We start from the raw sequence: 25,143 nt of genomic DNA on the forward strand, positions 1-25,143 counted from the left end.
ACCGGCACTGCCATTAATGCCGCGCGGGCTCCTGTGCTGCGCGCTGCAGTTTTACTTCCATGGAATCAACGCCCTCGGCAAAGGAATCCATCCTTGCCCACGCATCGTTCAGTTGGGCAAGGAGCGTCTGCACAGCAACGGCGTCGAGTCCATCTTCGAGGAAGAGCACCACACGCAGTTCCGGCCCTGCACCGCCGCCGGATACCTGGCGACCGTCGGCCGTCAGGGACGCAACACCGCCACCGGGTTGCGTCTCTAAGCGACGAACCGTCCGAAATGCCGAGACTGTTGAAACGAGAGCAGCCTCCAGTTGATCATCAAGGTATGACGGCGTCCAGTCCTTCTGCTGGGCAAGGGCCCACATTGCCGGGCGCCGAACAACAAATGCGAAGTCGGAGCCTGGGTCCATCACCAACAGCTGCGCGCCCTCGGATACTGCAGAAAGCGCTGCGCGCGCTGCGTATACGGCCACGGGCCGCGCCTCCGAATGCCATGCCTCGAGGGCAGCTGCCGAGGTGAAGACCGGCATGGCCGTGCGTCCATCGGGGGCCTTCAGTGTGACCAAAGCCATATCGGCCTGCTTGTCTGCATGGAGGCCGTCGACGCCTTCTGCTTCCTCAGCCAACCGGGCAACTACCGGAACGAAAACCCTTGCCGTCGCCAAGGAGGCAACAACGTCTTCCTCGCTGCCGGTTCCGTTGATCAGTGCCGCGATGGCGGCTACATAACCAGCGTCCGCCGAGCCGTCGTCGTCCTCAAAATTGTGGATTTTGGCGTTGTCGCCACTGAGGCTCCGCCCGGACCAAGGCTGGCCGGCAGAGTCGGTAGCTCCACCGGCGCCGGCCAAGGCGGCCGCTATGTGACCGGGAAGCTCTCGCCTGCCGTGGCCATGATCGTCGTGCTGATGTCCTGCGTTGTGGGGCATCAGCGGCGGCCGGCAACGTCCAGCGCCTCGGGCAGCGTGAAGGCACCGGCGTAGAGAGCCTTGCCTACGATCGCGCCTTCAACACCCAGCGGTACCAGTTCGCGCAGAATGCGCAGGTCTTCCAAGCTGGAGATACCGCCCGAAGCGACAACGGGCTTGCCGGTCTTCTCCACCATCTGGCGAAGGAGTTCCACGTTCGGGCCCTGAAGGGTTCCATCCTTGGTGACGTCTGTGACAACGTAGCGGGCGCACCCTGCGTCCTCAAGGCGTGCCAGAACCTCCCAAAGGTCACCGCCCTCCTTGGTCCAACCGCGTCCGGCAAGAGTTGTCCCGCGGACGTCAAGGCCGACGGCGATCTTGTCACCGAAGCGGTCGATTGCCTTTCGGGTCCACTCCGGGTTCTCCAACGCTGCCGTTCCGAGATTCACGCGCGCGACGCCCAGCTCCAGTGCACGCTCCAGGGATTCGTCGTCCCGCAAACCGCCGGAGAGTTCCACCTTGACGTTGAGCTGCGCTACGACATCGCTGATCAGCGCGGCGTTGTTTCCACGGCCGAAAGCGGCGTCCAGGTCAACCATGTGCACCCATTCGGCGCCGGCTTCCTGCCAATTCAAGGCTGCTTCCAGGGGGGTACCGTAGCTGGTTTCCGAGCCGGCTTCTCCCTGCAGGAGGCGGACTGCCTGGCCGTCAACGATGTCGACTGCGGGCAGGAGTTCCAGAACGGACTGGGCGGAGGTGGTCATGTGTGTCCTTGGAGTTCGAAGGTGACGCGGTTTGTTGAGCGACTGTTTTAGTTACCCAGCGTCAAAAGATAGGCGGCCAACAGGGACATCCCGGCCAGCACGTAGAAAGAAATGGAAACCCACCGGGGCTTTTTCTGCTGATGGAAGGAGATACCTCCACCCACCAGCAGGCCGGCAAGGCCCATCAGTATTACCGACCACCACATCTAGGCGGCACCGCTTCCGGATGCTTCCGGAGCAGGCTTACGGAGGCTGTCCACCCAATTTCGCAAGAGCCGGGCTCCGGCATCGCCTGACTTCTCCGGGTGGAACTGGGTAGCGCAGAGCGGGCCGTTCTCGACGGCAGCAATAAAGCGTGCACCGTGCTCGGACCACGTGACCATGGGAGGAGCCATACGGGGCTGAACGACGTCGAAGTTCCACTCCTGGACACCGTAGGAGTGCACAAAGTAGAAGCGTTCCTGTTCGACGCCGGCGAACAGCTTGGAGCCCTCAGGTACGTCCACGGTGTTCCAGCCCATGTGCGGCACTACAGGAGCGGGAAGGAGTTCAACCTTGCCCGGCCACTCGGCCATACCCTCGGATTCGGTGCCGTGCTCTACGCCGGCTTCGAAGAGGACCTGCAAGCCGACGCAGATGGCCAGCACAGGGCGGCCACCAGCAACCCGGCGTCCAATCATGCGAATGGCATCGACGGACTTAAGTTCCTTCATCACCGTCTCGTAGGCACCCACGCCGGGCACCACCAGGCCGTCAGCGTTGAGAACGTCCTCAGGCTTGGAGCTCAGAACCACGTGGGCTCCGGCGCGCTCAAGGGCACGGACGGCGGACCGTACGTTGCCCGATCCATAGTCCAGCACAGTGACAGTGGGCTTGCCTTCGGGCGACTCCGGCTTCACCGATGCAGTGGCGTCAGCCACCGCTCCGTTCTTCAGAACCTGGCCGCTCACAGTGCGCCCTTGGTGGACGGGATGCCCTCCACACGGGGATCGGATTCCACGGCTGCGCGAAGCGCGCGTGCAAAGGCCTTGAACTGGGCCTCGACGATGTGGTGCGGGTCCCGGCCGGCCAGGACATTCATGTGCAGGCAGATCCCGGCGTGCAGTGTGATGGCTTCAAATACGTGGCGTGTCAACGAGCCCGTGAAGTGTCCACCAATCAGGTGGTACTCCTGCCCGGCCGGCTCACCACCGTGCACCAGGTAAGGACGCCCGGAAACATCCACGACAGCGTGCGCCAGCGCTTCGTCCAAAGGAACAGTTGCTTCGCCGAAGCGACGGATGCCGGCCTTGTTGCCCAATGCCGTCCGCAGGACCTCGCCAAAAGTGATGGCCACGTCTTCCACGGTGTGGTGCGCGTCGATGTGGGTGTCGCCCGTGGCCTTCACCGTCATGTCGATCAGGGAGTGCTTGCACAGTGCCGTCAGCATGTGGTCGTAGAACGGAACCGAGGTACTGATGTCCGAGACACCGGAACCGTCCAGGTTGATCTCCACCAGAACTGAAGACTCGCTGGTGGTGCGCTCCATGCGCGCGGTGCGGGCAGCGGTCGGCGTGGTGCCGGTTTCGCTCATTGGGACGTCCTTATACACGGAGGGTGGGTTGGGTCTAGAACAAGTTTAGGCGCGCTGCGGCGCCGTGCCGTCCAGCAGTGCTTCCAAGGCCTCAAGGAAGGCGGTGGTTTCCGGTTCGGTTCCGGCGGTGACACGCAAGTGCCCAGGGATGCCGACGTCGCGAATCAGCACACCGGCATCGAGCAGGCCCTGCCAAATCTTGTGTGGCTCCTCGAGGCCGCCAAAGAAGACGTAGTTGGAGTCGGAGGCCGCGGGCTTGAGGCCCATGCGAAGCAGCTCAGTCACAATCCGGTCGCGTTGTACCTTGATGTCCTCGACGTCGGCCATCAGGGCTTCGCGGTGGTTGAGTGCAGCCAGCGCCGTTGCCTGCGTGACGGCAGACAGGTGGTAAGGAAGGCGGACCAGCCTGATGGCGTCTGTGACTTCCGGGGCTGCCGCCATGTAGCCGAGCCGGGCACCAGCAAGGGCGAACGCTTTGCTCATGGTGCGCGAGACGATCAACCGCTCGCGTCCTGGCAACAGCGTCAAGGCGCTCGGAGTATTGTCGTGCGCGAACTCGTGATACGCCTCGTCCACGATCACGATGGCTTGGCTCGCTTCGCCGGCCTCGTAGACGGCCTCGACAACGTCCAAGCCCAACCCTGTACCGGTTGGGTTGTTCGGTGAGCACAGGAACACGATGTTGGCGCCTGTTTCCCGAACCTGCGCGGCGGCCGATTCGGCGTCCAGCCCGTAGTCGTCAGCACGCACTCCGCGGACATACTCCGTGTCAGTGCCACTCGCCAGAAGGGGGTACATGGAGTACGTGGGCGGAAAACCGAGCGCTTTGCGTCCCGGTCCACCAAATGCCTGGAGGATTTGCTGCAGGACTTCATTGGATCCGTTGGCGGCCCAGATGTTGTCCGGAGAAAGTTCGTGGCCAAGGTACTCCGCGAGGGCTTCCCGTAGTTCAGTGAACTCACGGTCCGGATAGCGGTTCAGTCCTGTGGCCGCAGCGGCGACAGCCTCGGTGATGGCGGCCTGGACATCCGCGGGGACGCCATGGGTGTTTTCGTTGACGTTGAGCAGGATGGGGACGTCAAGCTGCGGTGCGCCATAGGGGCTCAGTCCACGCAGGTTGGTCCGGAGGGGAAGTCTGTCAAGTCGCTCAAGCTGGTCACTCACCATCACAGTTTAAGGGGCGGCCCGGACTGCCGACTAACTGTGACGCCGGGCGATCGGTTCCCGCGGATGGTGGACGACTTTAGTTTGCAGGGACGAACAGCTGCTGGCCGGGCAGAATGCGGCCGCCGCGGAGGTCGTTCAGCTGGATGATCTCCGCGATGACATCACGCGGGTCCCGCTCCGGAGCGGCCGCGCCGGCAATGCCCCACAGTGATTGGCCCGGCTGGACCGTGACAGTGACTGCAACGGGCGGTCGCAATTGGGACTGGGAGTCCGACGCCTTGGCCGGGGAGTTGATGAAACCGGCAAGGGTCAGCAGCGCCGCCACCAACAGCATTGCCGGGATGCCGAAGAAGACAATCCGTCCCCGCCGGGTGAGACGCAGGCGAGCGGGTGCCTGAGTGGTGCGGAAATCAGCGAACGTAGTGACTGCGGACATGAGCTGAGCCCTTCTGAGCTAGTGCCGGTTTCCGGGGTGCCCGGAGCCTGGCGGCCAATTCTTTGCGTTCCCGTCCTCTGATCCCGGATGTTCGAACACTCTGTTCGAACATCCGGCTTCAGCATCAGGTTTATAGAACACATATTCGAACCTTGCTATGACATTTTTAGCACTTATCAACGAACGGTGTCGAGACTCGCTAGAACAAATGTTTGATAAACGCCTGTGCCTGCCCTACGTTTGAGTGAAGAAACAGCACTGTTTCAGTGGAACAGGAGGGTCTGACATTTTTTGCAGACCCAACGACCCCGGGCTCGCTTCGGGCGGAATGGAAAGGCATTGGCGAACATGGCAGCGAAAGCCACAGGCGGCGGGGCACCCCTGCGGAGCCAGCAGCCTCAAAAGAGTCCCAAGAGCCTGACTGTGCGGCAGAAAAAGATCCTGGAGACCATCCAGCGGTCGGTCAATGACAACGGTTACCCGCCCAGCATGCGAGAGATCGGTGACACCGTGGGACTGGCCAGTTTGTCCAGCGTTACTCACCAGTTGTCCCAATTGGAGAAACTTGGCTACCTGCGCAGGGACCCCAAGCGGCCCCGCGCCATGGAAGTCCTGATGCCGCTGACGCTCGATGGTGGCACCATTCCGGGCGTGGAAGCGCCCACCACCCTTCGCAGCGCGGGCGGCCTTGCCGTAACGGAGCTGGCCAGTGCCAGTGATACCGCCATGGTCCCGCTGGTGGGCCGGATCGCCGCCGGCGGACCGATCCTGGCTGACCAGACGGTGGAAGACGTGCTTGCGCTCCCCCGCCAACTCGTTGGGCATGGCGAACTGTTCATGTTGAAGGTGGCCGGCGATTCCATGATTGACGCCGCCATCTGTGACGGTGATTGGGTTGTGGTCCGCCGCCAGAATGACGCCATCAACGGCGACATCGTTGCTGCCCTGCTGGATGACGAAGCAACCGTAAAGACTTTCCGCCAGCGGGATGGCCATACGTGGCTGCTCCCGCAGAACACCCAGTACGAACCCATCCTGGGCGATCAAGCCACCATCATGGGCAAGGTAGTTTCGGTACTGCGGTCCCTCTAGGCGACCTACGAGGCTTTAGCCGAGCCCAGCCGCTCCAGAACGCCACGGACCACTGCCCGGTCCGTCGTTGCCCAGAACGGCGGCAGGGCGGCCCGCAGGAAGCCTCCATAGCGTTCCGTCGAGAGCCGCGAGTCGAGCACCGCAACTACTCCTTTGTCTCCTGTCGAACGGATCAGGCGGCCAGCACCCTGAGCCAGTCGAATGGCAGCATGCGTAGCCGATACGGCCATGAAGCCATTCCCACCTGATTGCGCCACTGCCCGGGAGCGCGCAGTCATCAGGGGATCATCAGGCCGCGGGAAGGGAATGCGGTCAATGACAACCAAGCGGCATGAGCCACCCGGAACGTCTACGCCCTGCCACAGTGACATGGTTCCGAAGAGACAGGTGTCTGGCTCATCCGCGAATTGCTTTACGAGGGCCGCCATAGTGGATTCGCCTTGGCAGAGGATATCCACGTCCAATCGGTGCCGCATGGCATCGGCTGCTTCTTCGGCCGCACGCCGTGAGGAGAACAGGCACAGGGCTCCCCCGCCGGACGCGCGAATGAGGTCTTCCAATTCGTCGAGCGCCTCGGGGGACGTACCACGACCGGGTTTTGGGAGGTGCTTGGCCACGTACAGGACACCCTGTTTGGGATAATCAAAGGGCGAACCCACATCGATCCCGGTCCAGCTCGGGGCGCCGTCGCCGATGAGGCCGAGGCCACCTGCTGCCGGTTCGAAAGCCGAGCCGATGGCCAGCGTGGCGGAGGTCAGCACCACCGTGTGGCCGGCGAAGAGACCTTCGCGAAGCCGTCCGGCAACGCTGAGCGGGGCGATGTTGATCAAGGCGGGAGCAGTCTCGTCCGGTTGGGAATAGCCCTGCTGCGGGTCGAACGTGCTGTTCCTGGAGAACCATACAACTTCGCGGTTCTCCCTGGCGGCCAGCATGCGTTCGCACAATTCCAGGATCAGCATGAGCCGTGAACGCGCCAGCTGCCGTCCGCCGTCGACTGCGTTTGATGAATCTGTCTTCGAATCCGAGAGCGCAGCGCGGGCGGCGTCCCTTAACTGGTCCAGGCAATCCAGCTGTTCGTCGTTGAGTCCGTTGGGCAACAGCCCGTTGGGCACCCCGGCGATGGCCATATCCAATCGCTCCGCGGCCGCGTTGAGCGCGTCCACTGCAATGGCCGTGTGTTTGCGTGCACTTGATGCCGCCGCGTGAACCATGGCCACCGACAACTGGCCTGAAACAGCACCGGTCACGCGGTCCTGAAGTTCGTGCGCCTCGTCAACCACCACGACGTCGTACTCAGGCAGCACGGCCAGGCCTTCAAAAGCACTGACGGCCAGCATTGCGTGGTTGGTGACCACGACGTCGGCTTCACCCGCCCGTGAGCGTGCCAGCTCGCTGAAGCACTCTTCTGCTACGGGGCACTTCTGGGCACCCAGGCACTCCATGGACGTCACGGATACCTGACGCCAGGCCCTGTCGGTGACTCCCGGCATGAGTTCATCGCGGTCTCCGGTAGCGGTCTTCTCAGCCCATTCCCGAAGACGGACTACTTCCTTACCCAGCTGTGATTGCGGACCGCCCATGGAAGCAGCAAAGTGGGGCACGCTGGTGTCCTCGCCGAGGGAGAACAGCTGCCCTTCGGAGGGCTCTTCGCTGGGGAACCCGCCTTCGAGCTTCTGCAGGCACACATAATTTGCCCTGCCCTTGACGAGCGCCACATTGACCGGGCGCTCAAGGGCAGGGTTGATGGTCTCCAGCAGCCTGGGAAGGTCCCGCCCAACGATTTGGGTTTGGAGTGCCAGGGTGGCGGTGGACACGAGAGTCGGTTTATCGCTGTCCATGGAATGGGCGATCAACGGAATCAGGTAAGCCAACGACTTACCTGTTCCCGTTCCCGCCTGGACCAGCAGGTGCTCCCCGGTCTCGATGGCCCGGGTGACATGCTTGGCCATTTCGTGCTGGCCGGCACGGCTTTGTCCGCCCATGCCGGCAACAGCCCGATCCAACAGTTCGAGGGTGGTCTTCTCCCCCACCGATTCGACGGCGTCCGCCGCCACCTTCTCAACCATTACTGACGAATGACTCCAGTTCAGCGGCCAGGCCTTCGCGCACCATGACAACTACCCGGGTCCCGTTCTCCTCGTGCTCAGTGCTGAGGATTTCCGAGTCGGAACTGTGCAATTTGCTGATCATTTCCCCGCGGTCGTAGGGAATGAGCAGTTCAAGGCGCACGCCGGGCCGGGGAATGGACCGGCTGATGTCTTCCAGCAGCTCCGCGATGCCCTGGCCCGTGCGGGTGGACACAACAGCATGGCGGGGCTCTTTCTGCTTGAGGCGCTCCACCACGAAGGGATCCGCGACGTCCACCTTGTTGAGGACGATGATCTCGGGAACCTTGCGGGCATCAACCTCGGTGAAAACGGCCCTTACCGCTGCAATCTGTCCCTCAGGATCGGGGTGCGATGCATCCACCACATGGAGGATCAAGTCCGCATCCGCAACTTCCTCCAGCGTGGAGCGGAAAGCCTCAATGAGCTGGGTTGGGAGTGAACGAACGAACCCAACGGTGTCTGCGAGGGTATAGCCGATGCCGTCCGGGGTTTGCGCCTTACGGACTGTGGGATCCAGGGTGGCGAACAGGGCGTTCTCCACCAGGACACCTGCGTCAGTAAGGCGGTTGAGCAGGGACGACTTCCCAGCGTTCGTGTACCCGGCGATGGCAACTGACGGAACCGCATTACGACGGCGGTTGGCACGCTTGGTCTCACGCGCAGGCTTCATCGCGGCGATTTCGCGACGCAACTTGGCCATGCGGGTGCGGATTCGGCGCCTATCAAGTTCGATCTTGGTTTCACCAGGACCACGCGAACCCATTCCAGCGCCTGCTCCACCCACCTGGCCACCGGCCTGGCGGGACATGGAGTCGCCCCAACCGCGAAGCCTCGGGAGCAGGTACTCGAGCTGTGCGAGCTCCACCTGCGCCTTGCCTTCGCGGCTCTTTGCGTGCTGGGCAAAGATATCCAGGATCAGCGTGGTGCGGTCAACTACCTTGACTTTCACAATGTCCTCGAGGCCGCGTCGCTGCGAGGGCGCGAGCTCAGTGTCCACAACCACAGTATCTGCGCCCGTGGCAGCGACGATGTCCTTGAGCTCCTGGGCCTTACCGGAACCAAGGAAGGTCCCGGGGTCCGGCTTCTGCCGGCGCTGAACCAAACCGTCCAACACCTCGGATCCGGCCGTCTCTGCAAGTGCCGCCAGCTCGCGGAGGGAGTTCTCAGCGTCCGCGAGAGTCCCCTCAGTCCACAGACCGGCCAGCACAACGCGTTCCAGGCGCAACTGTCGGTATTCGACCTCAGTGACGTCTTCAAGTTCGGTTGACAGTCCTGCGGTACGGCGAAGGGCACGGCGTTCAGCCAAATCTTCCTGGTCGCCGTCGTAGATACTGTGTTCACGGTCCAGCGTGGAAATCGCCTGCGCCTTGCCGAACACACCGTTGGCGTCGTTGTCGTCGGATGCCTGCGCAGGTACATCCTTGGAAAGAATCCGGTCGATGACGGCCTGGATTTGTTCAGGACTCATGTCCTGGGCGTCGGAATCGGATCCGGAGTGCTTCTGGGTGGTCATGGTCTCCTTAGACTGTTCGGCAATTCCAGAATAGTGCGGTTTCGTGCTCGATGGGGCGCTATTCGCGCTGGGCTGACGGACATCGGCCAAATGGGCCTCCTGTGTACTGGGCAGTCGGTGCCTTTCGGAGGCAGGGGCTGCTGGAATGTGGCGTGAATGACTCCCCGGGGAGGGTCCTCTGGCCAACGTGAGGATGCTCTGCCTGCCCTACGCGTTTAGCCGGATGGATACAGCTGTCCACTAGGGTGCGGGGCGGAATCTTCAGAGCGCCCGGCGCCAAATACTGGAGTTGCCGGACTGAGCCAGTGGGACCTGCCGGGCGGAAAGGCCGGCCGGGCTGAAATGCCAAGCGGGCCTGCGTCGCGGGCGGTACCGTCAAACGCCGGATGACTCCGGTGTCTGTGGGCTGATTACTCGAAGATCAAGAACATGCGTTCCACTTTAGCAGCCATTGTCAAACCTGCTGCGGAAGGAGGCGGTTTCCCAAGCCGACGATAGCCAACTAATCTGGCAAATTATGGAGTCTGCACACTATTTCACTGCCCAACCGGCCGGACCGTTCACCCGCAAGCCACTCACGGTGGAACTCGCAGGAGCCACGCGCCAGCTGCAGACCTCGTCGGGAATCTTCAGTCCCGACGGCGTGGACAAAGGCACGGCAGTACTTTTTTCCGAGGTTCCGCCGCCGTCACCGAAGGGTCACCTGCTGGACATCGGCTGCGGCTGGGGTCCGATTGCCCTCACCTTGGGTCTGATGGCGCCACATGCCAAGGTCCATGCGGTGGATGTGAATGAGCGTTGCATCACGCTGACCAACGAGAATGCGGCGGCGCTCGGCCTCACCAACGTCACTGCCAGCCTCCCGCACGAGGTAGATCCCGCCGTCGAGTTCGACACCATCTGGTCCAACCCGCCCATCCGCATCGGAAAAGACGAATTGCATGCCCTGCTGCTGACGTGGCTGCCCCGGCTGGCACCGGGCGGTAACGCCTGGTTGGTTGTCCAGAAGAACCTGGGCTCCGATTCCCTCCAGCGGTGGCTGGCCACCGAGCTGGACAGCTCCTACACAGTCTCCCGTGAGAGCACATCCAAGACGTTCAGGATCATCCGTATCAGGAAAGCGTCCCAGTAGCCACGATGACGGCTGGGCCACTAAGTTCAACATGCTCGCGGCCTCCCGCACCAGGGAAGAACTTCACACCTACGACGCCGCCCGGTACCTTCACGTGCCAGTCGTTGGGAGCCGTATCACCCGCCCAGTGACGAATCGCGACGGCGGCGGCGCACGCGCCTGTGCCGCAGGATTGCGTCTCCCCCACGCCGCGCTCGTGGACGCGCATGGTGATGGTTCCTACGCCGTCCTCCACCAGGGGCTCGGCGGGAACCACGAACTCAACATTGGTTCCGTTTGCGGGCTTGGGATCCACCACGGGGGGCTTGAACAATTGTGTGGCTGAAAGCTCGCTGAGTTCAGCGAGGGCAACTACCGTGTGGGGGTTGCCCATACTGACTGACAGACCGGGCCTTGCCACTTCCAGGCCGTCAGCGCTTACCAGCGCATCCATGGCCTTGCTGGTGGCCTCTTGGGGGAAGATGAACTCCCATGGGCCCATATCCACGGCATAACCGTTGACTGTCCTTACAACCTTCTTTACGCCGCCACGAGTGCCGATGGTGAGCGTCTGACCGGGCCCCAGGTTCACCAGGTTCTCCGCAATCAGGAAATGGACGAAAACGCGTACGCCATTGCCGCACATTTCGGAGAGCGAACCATCTCCGTTGCGATAATCCATGAACCACTCGGCTTCGGGATCCTGCTCAAGGGCGACACGACCTTCCGGGAGAAAACGGGAAGGAACTGCCCGGATGAGGCCGTCACCCCCGATGCCCACATGGCGGTCGCACAACTGCGCGACCTGCTCGGCCGTGATCTCGTGGGCGTCACCGGGATCAGCGATGAGGACAAAATCATTGCCCGTTCCGTGACCTTTGGAGAACTCCAGGCCGGCGAGGCTGGAAAGTGGCACTGGAGCACCGGCAGTTGCGGGCTGCGGGGCGGGAACTGCGGCGGTTTCGTCCATGGATCTAGGCTACCTGCCACGGCTCTTTGGCCAGAAATTGCAGCGGTTAGGTCGTGGACGCGCTGGCCGCATTGACAACATTGGCTGCCTTAGCCACAAGCTCCGGATCCTGCCAGTCCAGCCAAGTGATTCGTGGATCCGCCCGGAACCATGTCAGCTGGCGCCGCGCAAACTGCCTGGTTGCCACGATGGTTTCCTCGGCGGCGGCGTCCGCAGTCATCCCGCCGTCCAGCACCTTCAGGAATTGGGCGTATCCCAAAGCGCGCGAAGCTGTCTTGCCGCTCCTCAAACCGACGGCGTCGAGTCGTTCGACTTCCTGCTGGAGCCCTGCATCTACCATCCGATGCACCCTCAGTGCCAGACGTTCCCGCAGTTGCTCTCGATCAACCTCCATGCCGATCTGGAGTGCCGGCTGAAAATACTCTCGCTGAGGCATGAATGAGCTGAAAGGGCGGCCAGTGAGCCCGTGCACTTCCAAAGCCCGGATTACGCGTCGTGCGTCTCCAAGGCGGGCAGCCGAGACGGGATCGACTTCCTCGAGGCGGGCTCGCAACGGCGCAAGCCCGTTGGTTTCGCATTCTTCTTCCAACTGACTGCGGAGCACCGGATCAGTACCCGGGAATTCCAGCACATCCAGTGCCGCCCGCACATACAGCCCGGATCCGCCCACAAGGATGGCGCGCTTTCCCCGTGAATGGATGTCATGGATGGCTGCGCGGCATTCACTTTGGAAGTCGGCCACGCTGGCTTCCTGCGTGACGTCCATGGTGTCCAGTAAATGGTGTGGCACACCCCTGCGCTCTTCCACTGTGATCTTGGCAGTACCAATATCCATGCCACGGTAGAACTGCAAGGCGTCGGCGTTGATCACCTCGCCGTTCAGGGCCAGAGCGAGGTTGACGCCCAGATCCGACTTACCGGAACCCGTGGGACCAACAACGGCGATGACAGGCTGAGGAGGTTCCGAACTGGCAAACGACATGCGGTCCTGGCTCACGGACTAGGCGCGGCGAACCGGCAAGGCCGGCATGCCCAACAACACGCCCGTCTTGCCCGACGCCGATCCTGCAGCCGGGACCCCGCACGAATCAGCCTGCGAGCGATCCCAGGCATCGCCTGCACGGGAGCGGCGCAAGAGGTAATCCTCTGTTGTTGCCGGGTCAGCTACAAGATGGAAGGCAGCGGCCGCGGTAATGGTCACGGTGACGAAGTCACCCGGCCGCGGGGTCTCAGCTCCGGCCGGCAAGGAGAAGTGCACCAGCCTTTGGTCCTTCGAACGGCCGGACAACCGGTGTGTTTCGCCGGCTTTCCGCCCTGACTGCGCTGTAACCAGGACTTCAACTTTCCGCCCCAGCTGCTTGGCGTTCTCTTCTGCGGCAATACGGTCCTGCAGCGCCGTGAGGCGTTCGTAGCGCTCCTGCACCACGGCCTTGGGGAGCTGCTCTGGAAGGTCTGCAGCCGGCGTGCCGGGCCGCTTGGAGTACTGGAACGTGAAGGCGGAGGCAAACCGCGACTTCTCCACGACATCCAGGGTCGCCTGGAAGTCTTCCTCGGTTTCACCGGGGAAGCCGACGATGATGTCGGTTGTGATGGCAGCATGCGGGATGCGTTCCCGCACTTTGTCCAGAATTCCCAGGAATTTGCTGGAACGGTACGAACGGCGCATGTCTTTCAGTACCTTGTCCGAGCCGGACTGCAGTGGCATATGCAACTGGGGCATGGCGTTGTGTGTTTCGGCCATGGCGTCAATGACATCATCCGTAAATGCTGCGGGGTGGGGGCTGGTGAAACGAACACGTTCCAGGCCTTCGATTTCACCGCATGCGCGGAGGAGTTTGGAGAACGCCTGGCGATCACCAAATTCCACACCGTAGGAATTCACGTTCTGGCCAAGCAACGTGACTTCCACAGCACCGTCATCCACGAGAGCCTGAATTTCCGCCAGAATTTCGCCGGGACGCCGGTCTTTCTCCTTGCCACGAAGCGAGGGCACGATGCAGAACGTGCAGGTGTTGTTGCAACCCACGGAGATTGACACCCAACCTGCATACACAGAGTCACGCTTGGTGGGGAGCGTTGACGGGAACACATCCAAGGATTCGAGAATCTCGAGTTGCGCCTCATTGTTGTGCCGGGCGCGGTTCAGCAGGGCCGGGAGGGCTCCCACGTTGTGCGTTCCAAACACGGCGTCCACCCACGGCGCCTTCTTCACAATGGTTTCCCGGTCCTTCTGGGCCAGGCAGCCGCCAACAGCAATCTGCATTCCGGGGTTTGCTTCCTTGACCTGCCGAAGCTGGCCAAGGTTTCCATAGAGTTTGTTGTCTGCGTTCTCCCGCACAGCGCATGTATTGAAGACCACGACGTCGGCCACTTCACCTTCAGCGGCCACATAACCGGCTTCTTCGAGGAGTCCCGCCATGCGCTCTGAATCATGGACGTTCATCTGGCAGCCGAAAGTACGAACCTGATAGGTCCTGGGCTCGGCAGAAGGAGTGGCGGCAGCTGTTGGGGAGGGAATGGTCAAACTCACTACTCAAGGGTACCGGCTTCTGCCAGCACCTCACCGACGATCCTGAACGCCATGGAGGGGGCGTACCCCTTGCGGGCCAACATTGATGCAAGCCGGCGGGTGTACTTGTCCCGCTCGGCCCGATCTGACAGATCCATGCTGGGCCGCAGTTTGCGCTGAACGAGCTCCCGGGCAGCCGATTCCTCGTCCTGGTCGCTGAGTTGCGACAGGGCTTCCTCTGCCGTATCCAGCTCTATGCCTTTGTCTGCCAGTTCCCGACGAATGGCGCCTTTGGCAAGCTTCTTGCTCTGCGAACGGCTGCGGACCCACATCCTGGCGAACTCAGCATCATCGATCAACTGAACTTCTTCGAAGCGGTCCAGAACTGCCTCCGCCACGTGCTCGGGAACGTTCCGTTCAGCGAGTTTCCGGGACAGTTGCAGCCGGCTCCGCGGCGCCATCGTCAACTGCCTCAGGACGATGGCACGCGCCACGGATTCGGGATCAGGTTCGGGATCGGCCGCAACGGAAGAATCCGGCTCCGGCCCTCTCCTAGCCGTCAACGGCCTTCAGCTTCGGGGAATCTTCTTCAGTTTTTACAACGCCCACGCCAAGCTTTTCCTTGATGAGGCGCTCCAGTTCCTGGGCGAGCTCAGGGTTGTCACGCAGGAATCGACGCGAGTTCTCCATGCCCTGGCCCAGCTGATCGCCGTCATACGTGAACCACGAGCCCGACTTCTTGATGATGCCGTGCTCCACACCCATGTCAATGATGCCTCCCTCACGGGAGATGCCCTGACCGTAGATGATGTCGAACTCGGCGATCTTGAAGGGCGGAGCCATCTTGTTCTTGACGATCTTTGCCTTGGTGCGGTTACCGACGGAGTCAGCACCTTCCTTGAGGGTCTGGATGCGACGAACGTCGATACGCACTGAGGCGTAGAACTTCAAGGCCTTACCACCGGTGGTTGTTTCCGGGGATCCGAAGAAAACACCGATCTTTTCACGCAACTGGTTGATGAAGATGGCGGTGGTCTTGGTTTGACTCAGGCGGCCCGTGATCTTACGCAGGGCCTGGCTCATGAGTCGAGCCTGGAGGCCAACGTGGGAGTCGCCCATTTCGCCTTCGATTTCGGCGCGGGGTACCAAGGCGGCTACGGAGTCAATGACCACGATGTCCAGCGAGCCGGAGCCCACCAGCATGTCCATGATCTCCAATGCCTGCTCACCGGTGTCCGGCTGGGAAACCAAGAGTGCATCCGTGTCCACGCCAAGCTTGGCGGCGTAGTCCGGGTCAAGTGCATGCTCGGCGTCAATGAACGCTGCGATGCCACCTGCGCGCTGTGCGTTGGCAACAGCATGAAGGGCCACGGTGGTCTTACCCGAGGATTCCGGACCATAGATTTCCACCACGCGCCCCCGGGGCAGGCCGCCAATGCCAAGGGCTACATCCAATGCAATGGAGCCGGTCGGAATGACCTCAATCGGGGCGCGGGTGTCATCACCCAGGCGCATGATGGAGCCTTTGCCGAACTGCTTGTCGATCTGGGCAAGCGCTGCTTCGAGCGCCTTTTCACGATCCGGGGTTGCCGCCATGGTTCACACCTCTGATGCTTTCTCGCTGTGGAGTGGCCCGAAAGGCCGCTTTCCTGTCATGTCTGACGCTATTACGGTGCTCTGACATTTTTAGTAGCCGGCACCGGCTATGTGGATAACCCGGGCTGCCGGAAGCTCTGGAATGCGTCTTTCGAGATCAATTTTCCTCTCACAGGAGCATATCCCCATCCGAACAGATATTCGAACAATGTTCCGGCGTGTCCCCCCTCGGACGGCAGTTCGCATCGCGTGCCGGAGTTCAGTTGGAAGCCGGCTTGATGTCCCTGCCCAGCCTGCGTTCGGGGGGAACGTCCTGGACCTCGCACACGGCCAACCAGACTTCGCGGGGCTGGTGACCGGAGGCCAAAGCCTCTACGGCAGTTCGCCCGCCAACGCCGGCGAGTACCAGGGAGTTGGCCAGGACCCGGGAGTAGCCTGCCCCGAATTCGTCGTCCATTAATCGCCAAAAGTCACTTGCCCTCACGGATAGAGTCTCTCATGGCGCCGGACTCTAGAATGGTTGCCATGAGCAATCCTCTCCAGAGCACGCCAGGTCCGGCCGTGCCAGGCGACGCCGCGGACGACGCCCTCCAGCAGGTGGAACACCAGCTGAGCCTGCTCTGGCGGCGCGCCCGTTCCATCTCGCATCAGTTGTCACGCCAGGTGCATCCGGACATGGAACCGGCCGCCTATGGGCTCCTCACGGTCATCCGCAGGGAAGGTCCCATCCGACTCACCGACCTCGCCACCTGCATCGGAGTGGGCAAGCCTTCCGTGAGCCGCCAGATTGCCTTCCTGGAAAGCATCGGCCTCGTCTACAAGGAAGCCGATCCCCAGGACGGCAGGGCGCAGTCCATCCGTTTGACGGAAAAGGGCGAAGAGAAGATGCACCAGGTTCAAGATGCCCGCAGGCAGGTCTTCCGTGAACGGCTCGGCGAATGGCCCCTCGAGGATGTCCAGACGCTTGCTGACTACATGGGCCGCCTCAACGCCATTTACGGGGACGGCGTGCTCAACGTGAAGGAACCGGAGATCGACGTCGAGGACAAGCCCGCAGCCGTTTGAGCAGCACCCTCCGCAACTGACACCCCAAATTCAACGAAAAAGGTCCCCAGCCTGAGGCTGGGGACCTTTTCCATGGTTTGCTGGAACGCTTACCGGGCTCCGGAGAGCATTCCTTGCGGGAAATCATCCGTGAGGTCCAGATCGCGACCGTAACGCTGGGAGAATTCCTGCGGAACGGTGTCCGGAACTGCAACACCTTCTGCGACGGCCACGCGGTCGCTGACTTCGCGAAGCATGTGGGACAACGGAACATCCAGGGCTGTGCAGATAGAGGACAGGAGCTCGGAAGAAGCCTCCTTCTGGCCGCGTTCAACTTCACTCAAGTAACCAAGTGAGACGCGGGCGCTGTGCGAAACCTCGCGGAGGGTACGGCCCTGACGCTGGCGGACATCGCGCAGTACATCACCGATCTCGTGGCGTAGTACAACCATTTTGCGCTCCTTCTGTTCGCTCTGTGCCTGATCAGCCAAGCCCACATCCTTCCAGCGGACAACGCCGTTCACGGATACGGGCTGCTTTACCATCTGTATCGCCTTGCTCCCTCATTCATCCGGTTCGCTGGCTGGCGGACCGGGTTGGTTTTTACATCCTAGGCGCCCCGGCTCTTCCGAAGCGACACAATGACACAACTATTGGCAATCAGTTTTTGTTCCCGACTACTTTACGAACGGTAACCAACGTCACTCAGTGCAGCAAGCAGACGCGCCAAGGCGGCCTCACAGGCCTGCTCCCTGATGGACTGCCTGTCCCCCGAAAAACTGTACTTAAACGATTCGGTTCCGGATCTGCCGGCTATTCCGATGAACACGGTTCCTACTGCTTTGCCGTCGTGCGGCTCGGGTCCCGCCACACCCGTGGTGGAAATCCCGAGATCGGCGCCGCAGACGCGCCGGGCGCCGTCGGCCATTGCCTCGGCCACCTGCCCGTCCACTGAGCCGACGTCCGCAAGTAGTTCCTGCGGAACTCCCAGCACACCGGCCTTCACTGAGTTCTGGTAGGCAATCACGCCGCCTTGCAGCATCCCTGATGCTCCCGCTGTGTTGGCCAGCGTTGCCGCCACCATCCCGGCTGTCAGTGACTCGGCTGTAGCCACAGTGAGCTTGTTACCGATGGCAATAGCTACTGCCGCCGTCGCCGTTTGCGCAGCGGCGGAAGCGCCGTCATTCAGCGTCATGCACGCCGCCCGGCCGCGCGAAGCTTCAGCGCTTGGATGACATATTCGACGCCGGTCCACAAGGTGATGGCCAGCGCCACCATCATCACCCAGAAGGCGACGTCGCCCAGCCAGGGAGCGATCGCCTTCAGCGGCAGGATGTAGAGGAATATGGCCACGGTCTGAATTACTGTCTTCAGCTTGCCACCGCGGGAAGCCGGCATGACGCCGTACTTGATAACGACGAACCGAAGAGCGGTAATCCCCCACTCCCGCACCAGGATGAGGATGGTGACCCACCAGGGCAACTCTCCCAGGATGGATAGGAGAACCAGCGCGGAACCGATAAGCAGCTTGTCGGCGATGGGATCGGCAATCTTGCCGAAGTTGGTGATCAGGCCACGCGCCCTGGCGATGTCGCCGTCGAGCTTGTCCGTATAGATGGCCACCGCGAAGGCGACAACAGCCGCCCAGCGCCAGATCCCGTACTCGCCGTCGTCGGCCACAAGGAACCATACGAAGAACGGAACCAGAACGATGCGGAGCATCGTCAGGATGTTGGGCAGGTTCCAGACGTCGGAGCTGTTGGAAGTCGCGTTATCACCCTCGGCTGTAGTCACCCCACAAGGCTACCTTCTTTGGGCTACCTTCCCGTGAGCGACCAGGCGTCCTCTCCGCCCTCTTCATCGTCGGTCGGGCCGTCAGCGCCGTCGTAGTATTCGATGGCCTGCGTCCGGTTGTCCAGGTCCGCCTGGACAAGGTCTTCGGCATAACCTCCGACGGCGATGTTCGAGTTCGCGTTGTCGCTCAGGGCTGCCGTGTGCGCGTCGGGCGCCGCGGGTGACTCCTGGCCCTTCATCGCGGCAAGCACCGCGGCGAGGTCATCGGGCTTGACCAGGACGTCGCGCGCCTTGGAGCCCTCCGAAGGACCAACAACACCACGGGACTCGAGGAGGTCCATAAGGCGGCCGGCCTTGGCGAATCCCACACGAAGCTTTCGCTGGAGCATGGACGTTGAGCCGAACTGCGTGGTCACCACAAGCTCTGTTGCCTGGAGCAGGACCTCGAGGTCATCTCCAATGTCGTCGTCGATCTGCTTCTTGGGTGCCTCGGCAGCGACGTCGTCGCGGTAGACGGCCTGCAGCTGTCCCTTGACGTGCTCCACGACCTTATGGATCTCGGATTCGGTAACCCAGGCACCTTGGACACGCATGGCCTTGGAAGCACCCATCGGAAGGAACAGGGCGTCACCCTGTCCAATGAGCTTTTCAGCGCCAGGCTGGTCCAGCACAACACGGGAGTCAGTTACGGAAGACGTAGCAAACGCCATACGGGACGGGACGTTCGCCTTGATCAGACCGGTCACAACGTCCACGGACGGGCGCTGCGTTGCAAGTACAAGGTGGATGCCGGCGGCACGTGCCAGCTGGGTGATGCGGACAATCGAGTCTTCAACATCCCGCGGGGCCACCATCATGAGGTCGGCGAGCTCGTCAACGATCACCAGCAGGTACGGGTAAGGCTTCATGACACGCTTGGAATCCACCGGCGGGACAACCTTGCCTGCCCTGACCGCTTTGTTGAAGTCGTCGATGTGCTTATAGCCGTAGTTTGCGAGGTCGTCGTAGCGGGCATCCATCTCGCGAACCACCCATTGCAAGGCTTCGGCGGCCTTCTTGGGGTTGGTGATGATGGGCGTAATGAGGTGCGGCACGCCCTCGTAAGCCGTGAGTTCCACGCGTTTGGGGTCCACCATGACCATGCGCACTTCATCCGGTGTGGCGCGCATGAGGATGGAGGTGATCATGGAGTTCACGAAGCTCGACTTACCAGCACCGGTGGCACCGGCGACGAGCAAGTGGGGCATCTTGGCGAGGTTGGCCACCACGTAGCCACCCTCAACGTCCTTGCCGACACCCATGACCATCGGGTGGTCGGTCCGGCGTGCGTTCTGGCTGCGCAGCACATCGCCCAGCGACACGGTCTCGCGGTCTGTGTTGGGAATCTCGATGCCGATGGCGGACTTGCCGGGAATCGGGCTCAGGATGCGGACATCACTGGACGCCACAGCGTAAGAGATGTTCTTGGACAGGGCGGTGACGCGCTCCACCTTGGTGCCCGGAGACAACTCGATCTCATAGCGGGTCACAGTGGGACCGCGGCTGAAGCCCGTCACAGCTGCCTCGACATTGAACTGCGTGAGGGTGTCCGTCAGTGCGGCGACGACGGCGTCATTGGCTTCCGTGCGCTCCTTCGGAATGGATCCGGGCGTCAGGTAGTCCGATGCCGGCAGGGTGTAGGTGACATCGCCTGCCAGGGACAGTTGCTCCGTGCGCTGCGGGATGGGCGTCTGTGGGAGGGGCGCCCCTGCAGGCTTCGCCGGAACCTGGGCTACGGGAGCCGCAGGTTCGGTCATCTCCGGAGTAAGAATCGGAATGGCTTCGGTGGGGTTCTCGATCCCTGGCGTGGCGCCCAGGCCTTGGGCGGCCTTGATCTTCCCGACGGCGATCTCTGCCTGCGTTGGACGACGTACACCCGGCGGAACGCGCGGTGCGGACGCACCTGGAGTTTCGTCGTCGTCAACTATTGCATGCTCGAAGGCTTCGTCCCCGACATAACCCTCCAGGCTCGTATCTGTTTCCTCATCCTTGCCAAAGAAGCGCATACGCTTCTTCTTCCCGGGCTTGGCGGCAGCGTCGTTTTCATAAAGGTAGCTGCGGTCGTGGGCGTCCTTGCCGGACTCGTCCATAAGGTCAACGCCCATAAGGTGTTCATAGGCACCCCTGATCCGGGACGGAATGGCACCAAACGGCGTGGCCGTGACGATCAACACGGACACGAACGCCAAAAGCCCATAGAGGACTACGGGGACAGCCACGTGGATTGCGGCCAGAGGTGCGGCTGCGAGGAAGCCCAGCATTCCACCGGCCTTGCGCAGGCCGTCGAAGCCTTCTGCAACGGTGGGGAGGCCACCAATGACGTGGGCCAGGCCCGAACCGGCCAGGGTCATGATCATGAAGCCGATGCCCACGCGGTTGTTCCCACGGCCGTCCTGTGGCTTTCGGAAAAGCCGGAAAGCACAGACGAACAGCATGAAGGGCAGGATCAGGGACATCCAACCGAACGTGCCGTTGACCACGCTGTAAACCATGTCCGGGAGCCACCCGGTCAGACCCCACCAGGCGAAGGTGGCGATCGCGATGCCCAACACCAAATTGAACAGGGCTGCACCATCCCGGCGATCGTCGGGGTGGAGATCGCTGACGTCATAACCGATTCGCCGGACCCCGGCGCCTACCACATGGCCGATCCCCTGCCAGAAACCTGAGAGCATCCGCAGCGGCAGAGGAGCCTGGGGCTCGACGGCGGCCGTTTGCTTGGTACGGGCAGTGCTGCCACGCCCGCTCTTGGTCGCGGCTGCGCTGCTTTTCGAAGCAGCTCCGCTGGTTTTGGATGCGGCTGTGCTCCGGCCTGTGCCGCCGGACTTACTGCTGGAGCTGCCTCGTGGCGTGGAGGTAGTACGGGTCGCCATAAGTGCCACGCTACCCCAAGGGGGCCCGAAATCCGCGGATTTCAGGCCCCCTTGGGCATGCATGTTGCTGGCTGGCTACGCTTCCAGGACTACCGGGATGATCATGGGACGGCGGCGAAGCTTGCGGTTCACCCACGTGCCGATAATCCTGCGGACCACCTGCTGCAACTGGTGGTTGGTGTGATCAGTGTGGTTAAGAACAGCTTCTTCGAGCGCGGCGTTGATCTTGGGAATGATCTCGTCAAAGACGGAGTCATCCTCGGCCACACCACGGGCGTGGATCTCCGGGCCGGACACGATCTTGCCGGTGGTGCGGCTGATGACCGTAATGACGGAAATGAAGCCCTCATCCCCCAGGACGCGACGATCCTTGAGGTCGGCATCGGTGATTTCGCCCACGCTGGAACCGTCGACGTAGACGAAACCGACTTCCACCTGGCCGACCACATTCGCTTTGTGGTCCTTGAGGTCGATAACTGTGCCGTTGTCGCTCAGGATGATGCCCTCGGACGGAACGCCCGATTCGAGCGCGATGTTGCCATTGGCAATCAGATGGCGGGTTTCGCCGTGGACGGGCATCGCGTTCAGGGGCTCGAGGATGTTGTAGCAATAGAGCAGTTCACCGGCCGCTGCGTGCCCGGACACGTGGACCTTTGCAGTGCCCTTGTGGATCACATCGGCACCGAGCTTGAGCAGGCCGTTGATGATACGGAAAACGGCGTTCTCGTTGCCCGGGATGAGGCTGGAGGCAAGGATCACGGTATCGCCCTTGCCCACGATCACACGGTGGTCACCGTTGGCCATGCGGGAAAGTGCAGCCATAGGCTCACCCTGCGAACCGGTGGACATAAGGACCACGCGGTCATCCGGCATGTTATCGATGTTCTTGATATCCACCAGGATGCCTTCGGGGACATCGAGGTACCCGAGCTTGGCTGCGATGGCCATGTTGCGGACCATGGAACGGCCAACGAATGCCACCTTGCGGCCATGCTTGGCTGCCGCATCCAGAACCTGCTGGACGCGGTGCACGTGTGACGAGAAGGAAGCCACGATGATGCGCTTCCTGGCCTGTCCGAACAATCGATCCAAGGTGGGGCCGATTTCCTTCTCGGCAGTGGTGAAGCCCGGTACGTCCGCGTTGGTGGAGTCTGCCATGAACAGGTCCACGCCTTCTTCACCCAAGCGGGCGAAGTGCCGGAGGTCCGTGATACGGCCGTCAAGCGGCAGCTGATCCATCTTGAAGTCGCCTGTGTGAAGGACATTTCCACCCTCTGTGCGGATGAAGACGGCCAACGCATCCGGAATGGAATGGTTGACTGCAACGAACTCGCACTCGAAGGGGCCGAACTGCTCCACCTGCCCCTCCGTCACGGTCAGCGTGTACGGCTTGATCCGGTGTTCCTGAAGCTTGGCTTCCACCAGGGCCAGGGTCAGCTGGGATCCGATCAGGGGAATGTCAGCCTTAAGGCGCAGGAGGTAGGGCACAGCGCCAATGTGGTCCTCGTGGCCGTGGGTCAACACGACGCCGACGATGTCCTGCAGGCGGTCCTCAATGTAGGAGAAATCAGGCAGGATCAAGTCAACGCCGGGCTGGGTCTCCTCGGGGAAGAGCACGCCACAGTCAACCACCAGCAGTTTGCCGTCGATTTCGAAGACCGCCATGTTGCGGCCAATCTCTCCCAGTCCACCGAGCGGGACAATCCGCAGCGTGCCTTTCGGCAGTTTCGGCGGAGTAACCAGTCCGGGAAGGGCGGTTTGGGTCATGTTTTGCTACTTTCCGGCGGAACCGTCCTGGACGTCGAAGTCCATTCCGGCTTCTGCCAAATCCCCGCGGATGATTTCGATCTCGGCCGCGTCCGGCTCCACGAGGGGCAAACGGACAACCGAGTTGGGCAGGACTCCCTGCCACTTGAGAATCTGCTTGGCGGCTACAGCGCCTTGGACCCGCGTCATGGTTGCGCGAATGACGGGTTCCAGTTCAAAGTTGATGGCCCTTGCCTTGGTGAGGTCGCTGGCGTTGACGGCGTCGATAAGCTCACGGAAGCGGCGTGTTGCGACGTGGGTGGTAACGCCCACCAGGCCGACGGCGCCCAGCGCCATCCACTGCAGCGTCAATCCGTCATCACCGGAGTAGAAGAGCAGGTCCGTCTCAGCCATGACCCGCGTTGCGGCAGCGAAGTCCGCTTTGGCGTCCTTGACGGCCACGATGTTCTGGTGTTTCGCAAGCGCAACCATGGTCTCGGGAGCGATCGCAATGGAGGAACGGCCCGGGATGTCGTAGAGCATAACGGGCAGGTCCGTGGCCGACGCAATCGTCTCGAAGTGCGCGCGAACGCCTGCCTGGCTGGGCTTGTTGTAGTACGGGGTGACGATCAGGAGACCATCGACGCCCAGTTCTGCCGCGCGCTGGGAGAGGTGCACGGAGTGGGCGGTGTCGTTGGTGCCGGTCCCGGCAATGATGGCGGCCTTGCCGCCAACGGCCTCTTTGACAGCCCGAAACATGCCGAGGTTCTCATCGTCCGTGAGGGTTGAGGTCTCTCCAGTGGTACCGGTGACCACGAGTCCGTCGCAACCGTCCTGAACGAGCTTTTCCGCCAGCGCCGCAGCCTGGTCATAGTCCACCTTGCCGTCCTCAGTGAACGGGGTGACCATGGCGGTCAGCAGGGTACCAAGGGCGGGAACGGAGGCGCGCAAGTCAGACATACGAAAAACGTTACCCTGTGAGAGGCTTGTTGGAAGAATGGGCCCCGCGTGATGGTCCTCATTCACCGGTGGTGGACCTGTACCAGTCAAGGCGGGACCGCTCCAACGTTGCCGCAGTAATCTCCGTGCCGACGCCTTTCACTTGGACAGCCGACGCACCATCCGGACCCCACGTGCCGCTGAGCCCGCACGATGTGCCCAGCGGGGTTTCTCCCCCCAGGTTCGCCAGGAGCCCAAACATCCTGTGGTCCATTGATCGGGCACCCATATGAAGTCCAAGACGAAGTTCCTCACCACGGGTATACAGGGCGGAAACTGCATAAACGTCCGCCTCGGCCGCGGCCGCGGCCGCAGCGTGAGTGGGATGGGCCGCGTCAGCGCAGATTGCGAGCGCGATCCTCCACCCGTCAACCATGACCATTCCGGGTCCCGATCCGGGGACGAACAGCTCGCGCTCAGCTCCATGCAGATGAGTCTTGAAGACGGGCCGCATGGTCCCGTCCGGGCCGATAACCAGCGAGGCCAATCGGGGCGTGAAGTCTGCCTCCCGCCAAGCAACCCCGGCGACGACCGTTGTTTTGGTTCGGGCGCAAGCTTCCTGAAGTGGCCGTAACCTTGCATCCTGTTCGGCCAGCCATGGACTTGGACGGCCTGGGGAGCCGGCCGCGGCAAGCGCAGTCAGTTCGTATCCCGTTAGCGAGAGCTCGGGAAACAGCACCAAGCGCGCTCCATCCGCATGGGCACGCTCCACGAGCTCAATATGGGCCGCCACGTTTACGGCCACGGCCTCCCCCACGCACTCAGCATGGAGTGCTTCGTACTGCACGACAGCAACCAGCAGCGTGTCCGAGGTCGGCGTTCCTTGAACTGGCTGGGGGCGGGAGGCGGGACGCTGGGCCGTTTGCGGTGGATTACTCACCCCGCCATCCTATTCGGCGGTTATC

At 62.0% G+C, this 25,143-nt stretch carries 25 protein-coding genes; 3 read left to right on the forward strand and 22 right to left on the reverse strand.

Features of this window, described 5'->3' with window-relative positions; all coding sequences use genetic code 11:
- Window positions 1-13: 13 nt before the first annotated feature.
- The 7 genes from ACZ881_RS18260 to ACZ881_RS18290 form a co-directional block, all read right to left on the reverse strand.
- The gene (locus ACZ881_RS18260; protein ID WP_476117519.1) at window positions 14-925 is read right to left on the reverse strand and encodes an SseB family protein; all 912 of its coding nucleotides are present in this window, start codon (window positions 923-925) and stop codon (window positions 14-16) included.
- A complete protein-coding gene (gene priA / locus ACZ881_RS18265; RefSeq protein WP_476117520.1) occupies window positions 925-1,668 on the reverse strand; it encodes a bifunctional 1-(5-phosphoribosyl)-5-((5-phosphoribosylamino)methylideneamino)imidazole-4-carboxamide isomerase/phosphoribosylanthranilate isomerase PriA in 744 nt (247 codons plus the stop codon). Before priA ends, ACZ881_RS18260 begins: the two co-directional genes overlap by 1 nt.
- Window positions 1,669-1,715: 47 nt before the next feature.
- Window positions 1,716-1,853, reverse strand: a complete 138-nt coding sequence (locus ACZ881_RS18270; RefSeq protein ID WP_162486097.1) for a hypothetical protein — start codon at window positions 1,851-1,853, stop codon at window positions 1,716-1,718.
- Window positions 1,854-1,874: 21 nt separating this feature from the next.
- Window positions 1,875-2,618 carry an imidazole glycerol phosphate synthase subunit HisH gene (gene hisH / locus ACZ881_RS18275; RefSeq protein ID WP_476117521.1) on the reverse strand — a complete coding sequence of 248 codons (744 nt, stop codon included), beginning with the start codon at window positions 2,616-2,618 and terminating at the stop codon, window positions 1,875-1,877.
- On the reverse strand, window positions 2,615-3,241 hold the full coding sequence (hisB, locus tag ACZ881_RS18280; RefSeq protein ID WP_091466505.1) for an imidazoleglycerol-phosphate dehydratase HisB: 627 nt from the start codon (window positions 3,239-3,241) through the stop codon (window positions 2,615-2,617). The genes hisH and hisB overlap by 4 nt, the downstream gene beginning before the upstream one ends.
- A 45-nt stretch (window positions 3,242-3,286) precedes the next feature.
- Window positions 3,287-4,405 carry a histidinol-phosphate transaminase gene (locus ACZ881_RS18285; protein ID WP_476117522.1) on the reverse strand — a complete coding sequence of 373 codons (1,119 nt, stop codon included), beginning with the start codon at window positions 4,403-4,405 and terminating at the stop codon, window positions 3,287-3,289.
- A 79-nt stretch (window positions 4,406-4,484) separates the two neighbouring features.
- On the reverse strand, window positions 4,485-4,844 hold the full coding sequence (locus ACZ881_RS18290) for a LysM peptidoglycan-binding domain-containing protein (protein WP_091466503.1): 360 nt from the start codon (window positions 4,842-4,844) through the stop codon (window positions 4,485-4,487).
- 348 nt (window positions 4,845-5,192) lie between these two features.
- Here ACZ881_RS18290 and lexA point away from each other — a divergent pair, with 348 nt between their 5' ends.
- On the forward strand, window positions 5,193-5,936 hold the full coding sequence (gene lexA, locus ACZ881_RS18295) for a transcriptional repressor LexA (RefSeq protein WP_026005367.1): 744 nt from the start codon (window positions 5,193-5,195) through the stop codon (window positions 5,934-5,936).
- 5 nt (window positions 5,937-5,941) lie between these two features.
- On the opposite strand, the gene ACZ881_RS18300 is transcribed toward lexA, so the two are convergent.
- Window positions 5,942-8,002 (reverse strand): ATP-dependent DNA helicase, encoded by a 2,061-nt coding sequence (locus ACZ881_RS18300; RefSeq protein WP_476117523.1) that lies wholly within the window; start codon window positions 8,000-8,002, stop codon window positions 5,942-5,944.
- Window positions 7,995-9,557, reverse strand: a complete 1,563-nt coding sequence (hflX, locus tag ACZ881_RS18305; RefSeq protein WP_091466499.1) for a GTPase HflX — start codon at window positions 9,555-9,557, stop codon at window positions 7,995-7,997. The genes ACZ881_RS18300 and hflX overlap by 8 nt, the downstream gene beginning before the upstream one ends.
- 517 nt (window positions 9,558-10,074) lie before the next feature.
- On the opposite strand from hflX, the gene ACZ881_RS18310 reads away from it, so the two are divergent.
- Window positions 10,075-10,689, forward strand: coding sequence for a class I SAM-dependent methyltransferase (locus ACZ881_RS18310; protein ID WP_476117524.1), 615 nt, complete (start codon window positions 10,075-10,077; stop codon window positions 10,687-10,689).
- On the opposite strand, the gene dapF is transcribed toward ACZ881_RS18310, so the two are convergent.
- The 6 genes from dapF to ACZ881_RS18340 form a co-directional block, all read right to left on the reverse strand.
- Window positions 10,670-11,638: a diaminopimelate epimerase gene (gene dapF / locus ACZ881_RS18315; protein ID WP_091466496.1), complete on the reverse strand. Its 969-nt coding sequence runs from the start codon at window positions 11,636-11,638 to the stop codon at window positions 10,670-10,672. The genes ACZ881_RS18310 and dapF overlap by 20 nt on opposite strands.
- A 46-nt stretch (window positions 11,639-11,684) precedes the next feature.
- A complete protein-coding gene (gene miaA / locus ACZ881_RS18320; RefSeq protein WP_476117525.1) occupies window positions 11,685-12,620 on the reverse strand; it encodes a tRNA (adenosine(37)-N6)-dimethylallyltransferase MiaA in 936 nt (311 codons plus the stop codon).
- An 18-nt stretch (window positions 12,621-12,638) separates the two neighbouring features.
- Entirely contained in the window at window positions 12,639-14,168 is a 1,530-nt protein-coding gene (gene miaB / locus ACZ881_RS18325; RefSeq protein ID WP_476117526.1) for a tRNA (N6-isopentenyl adenosine(37)-C2)-methylthiotransferase MiaB, read from the reverse strand.
- Entirely contained in the window at window positions 14,168-14,710 is a 543-nt protein-coding gene (locus tag ACZ881_RS18330) for a regulatory protein RecX (RefSeq protein ID WP_476117527.1), read from the reverse strand. Before ACZ881_RS18330 ends, miaB begins: the two co-directional genes overlap by 1 nt.
- Entirely contained in the window at window positions 14,700-15,743 is a 1,044-nt protein-coding gene (gene recA, locus ACZ881_RS18335; RefSeq protein WP_011774305.1) for a recombinase RecA, read from the reverse strand. The genes ACZ881_RS18330 and recA overlap by 11 nt, the downstream gene beginning before the upstream one ends.
- A gap of 259 nt (window positions 15,744-16,002) precedes the next feature.
- Window positions 16,003-16,227, reverse strand: a complete 225-nt coding sequence (locus ACZ881_RS18340) for a DUF3046 domain-containing protein (RefSeq protein ID WP_091466489.1) — start codon at window positions 16,225-16,227, stop codon at window positions 16,003-16,005.
- 41 nt (window positions 16,228-16,268) lie between these two features.
- Between ACZ881_RS18340 and ACZ881_RS18345 the strand changes: the two genes are divergently transcribed.
- Window positions 16,269-16,808, forward strand: coding sequence for a MarR family winged helix-turn-helix transcriptional regulator (locus ACZ881_RS18345; protein ID WP_476117528.1), 540 nt, complete (start codon window positions 16,269-16,271; stop codon window positions 16,806-16,808).
- A gap of 89 nt (window positions 16,809-16,897) precedes the next feature.
- On the opposite strand, the gene ACZ881_RS18350 is transcribed toward ACZ881_RS18345, so the two are convergent.
- From ACZ881_RS18350 to ACZ881_RS18380, 7 genes are all read right to left on the reverse strand, one after another.
- Complete coding sequence (locus tag ACZ881_RS18350) at window positions 16,898-17,332, reverse strand: helix-turn-helix domain-containing protein (RefSeq protein ID WP_014921288.1); 435 nt, start codon at window positions 17,330-17,332, stop codon at window positions 16,898-16,900.
- Window positions 17,333-17,469: 137 nt separating this feature from the next.
- Window positions 17,470-17,982: a CinA family protein gene (locus ACZ881_RS18355; protein ID WP_476117529.1), complete on the reverse strand. Its 513-nt coding sequence runs from the start codon at window positions 17,980-17,982 to the stop codon at window positions 17,470-17,472.
- Window positions 17,979-18,581, reverse strand: coding sequence for a CDP-diacylglycerol--glycerol-3-phosphate 3-phosphatidyltransferase (gene pgsA, locus ACZ881_RS18360; protein ID WP_364305530.1), 603 nt, complete (start codon window positions 18,579-18,581; stop codon window positions 17,979-17,981). Before pgsA ends, ACZ881_RS18355 begins: the two co-directional genes overlap by 4 nt.
- 23 nt (window positions 18,582-18,604) lie before the next feature.
- Complete coding sequence (locus tag ACZ881_RS18365) at window positions 18,605-21,493, reverse strand: FtsK/SpoIIIE family DNA translocase (RefSeq protein ID WP_476117530.1); 2,889 nt, start codon at window positions 21,491-21,493, stop codon at window positions 18,605-18,607.
- 75 nt (window positions 21,494-21,568) lie between these two features.
- Complete coding sequence (locus ACZ881_RS18370; protein ID WP_091466481.1) at window positions 21,569-23,260, reverse strand: ribonuclease J; 1,692 nt, start codon at window positions 23,258-23,260, stop codon at window positions 21,569-21,571.
- A gap of 6 nt (window positions 23,261-23,266) precedes the next feature.
- Window positions 23,267-24,199, reverse strand: a complete 933-nt coding sequence (gene dapA, locus ACZ881_RS18375; RefSeq protein WP_476117531.1) for a 4-hydroxy-tetrahydrodipicolinate synthase — start codon at window positions 24,197-24,199, stop codon at window positions 23,267-23,269.
- Between the two features lie 58 nt (window positions 24,200-24,257).
- Window positions 24,258-25,118, reverse strand: a complete 861-nt coding sequence (locus ACZ881_RS18380) for a carbon-nitrogen hydrolase family protein (RefSeq protein ID WP_476117532.1) — start codon at window positions 25,116-25,118, stop codon at window positions 24,258-24,260.
- Window positions 25,119-25,143: the final 25 nt, after the last annotated feature.

The organism is Paenarthrobacter sp. TE3676 (genome assembly GCF_056279165.1).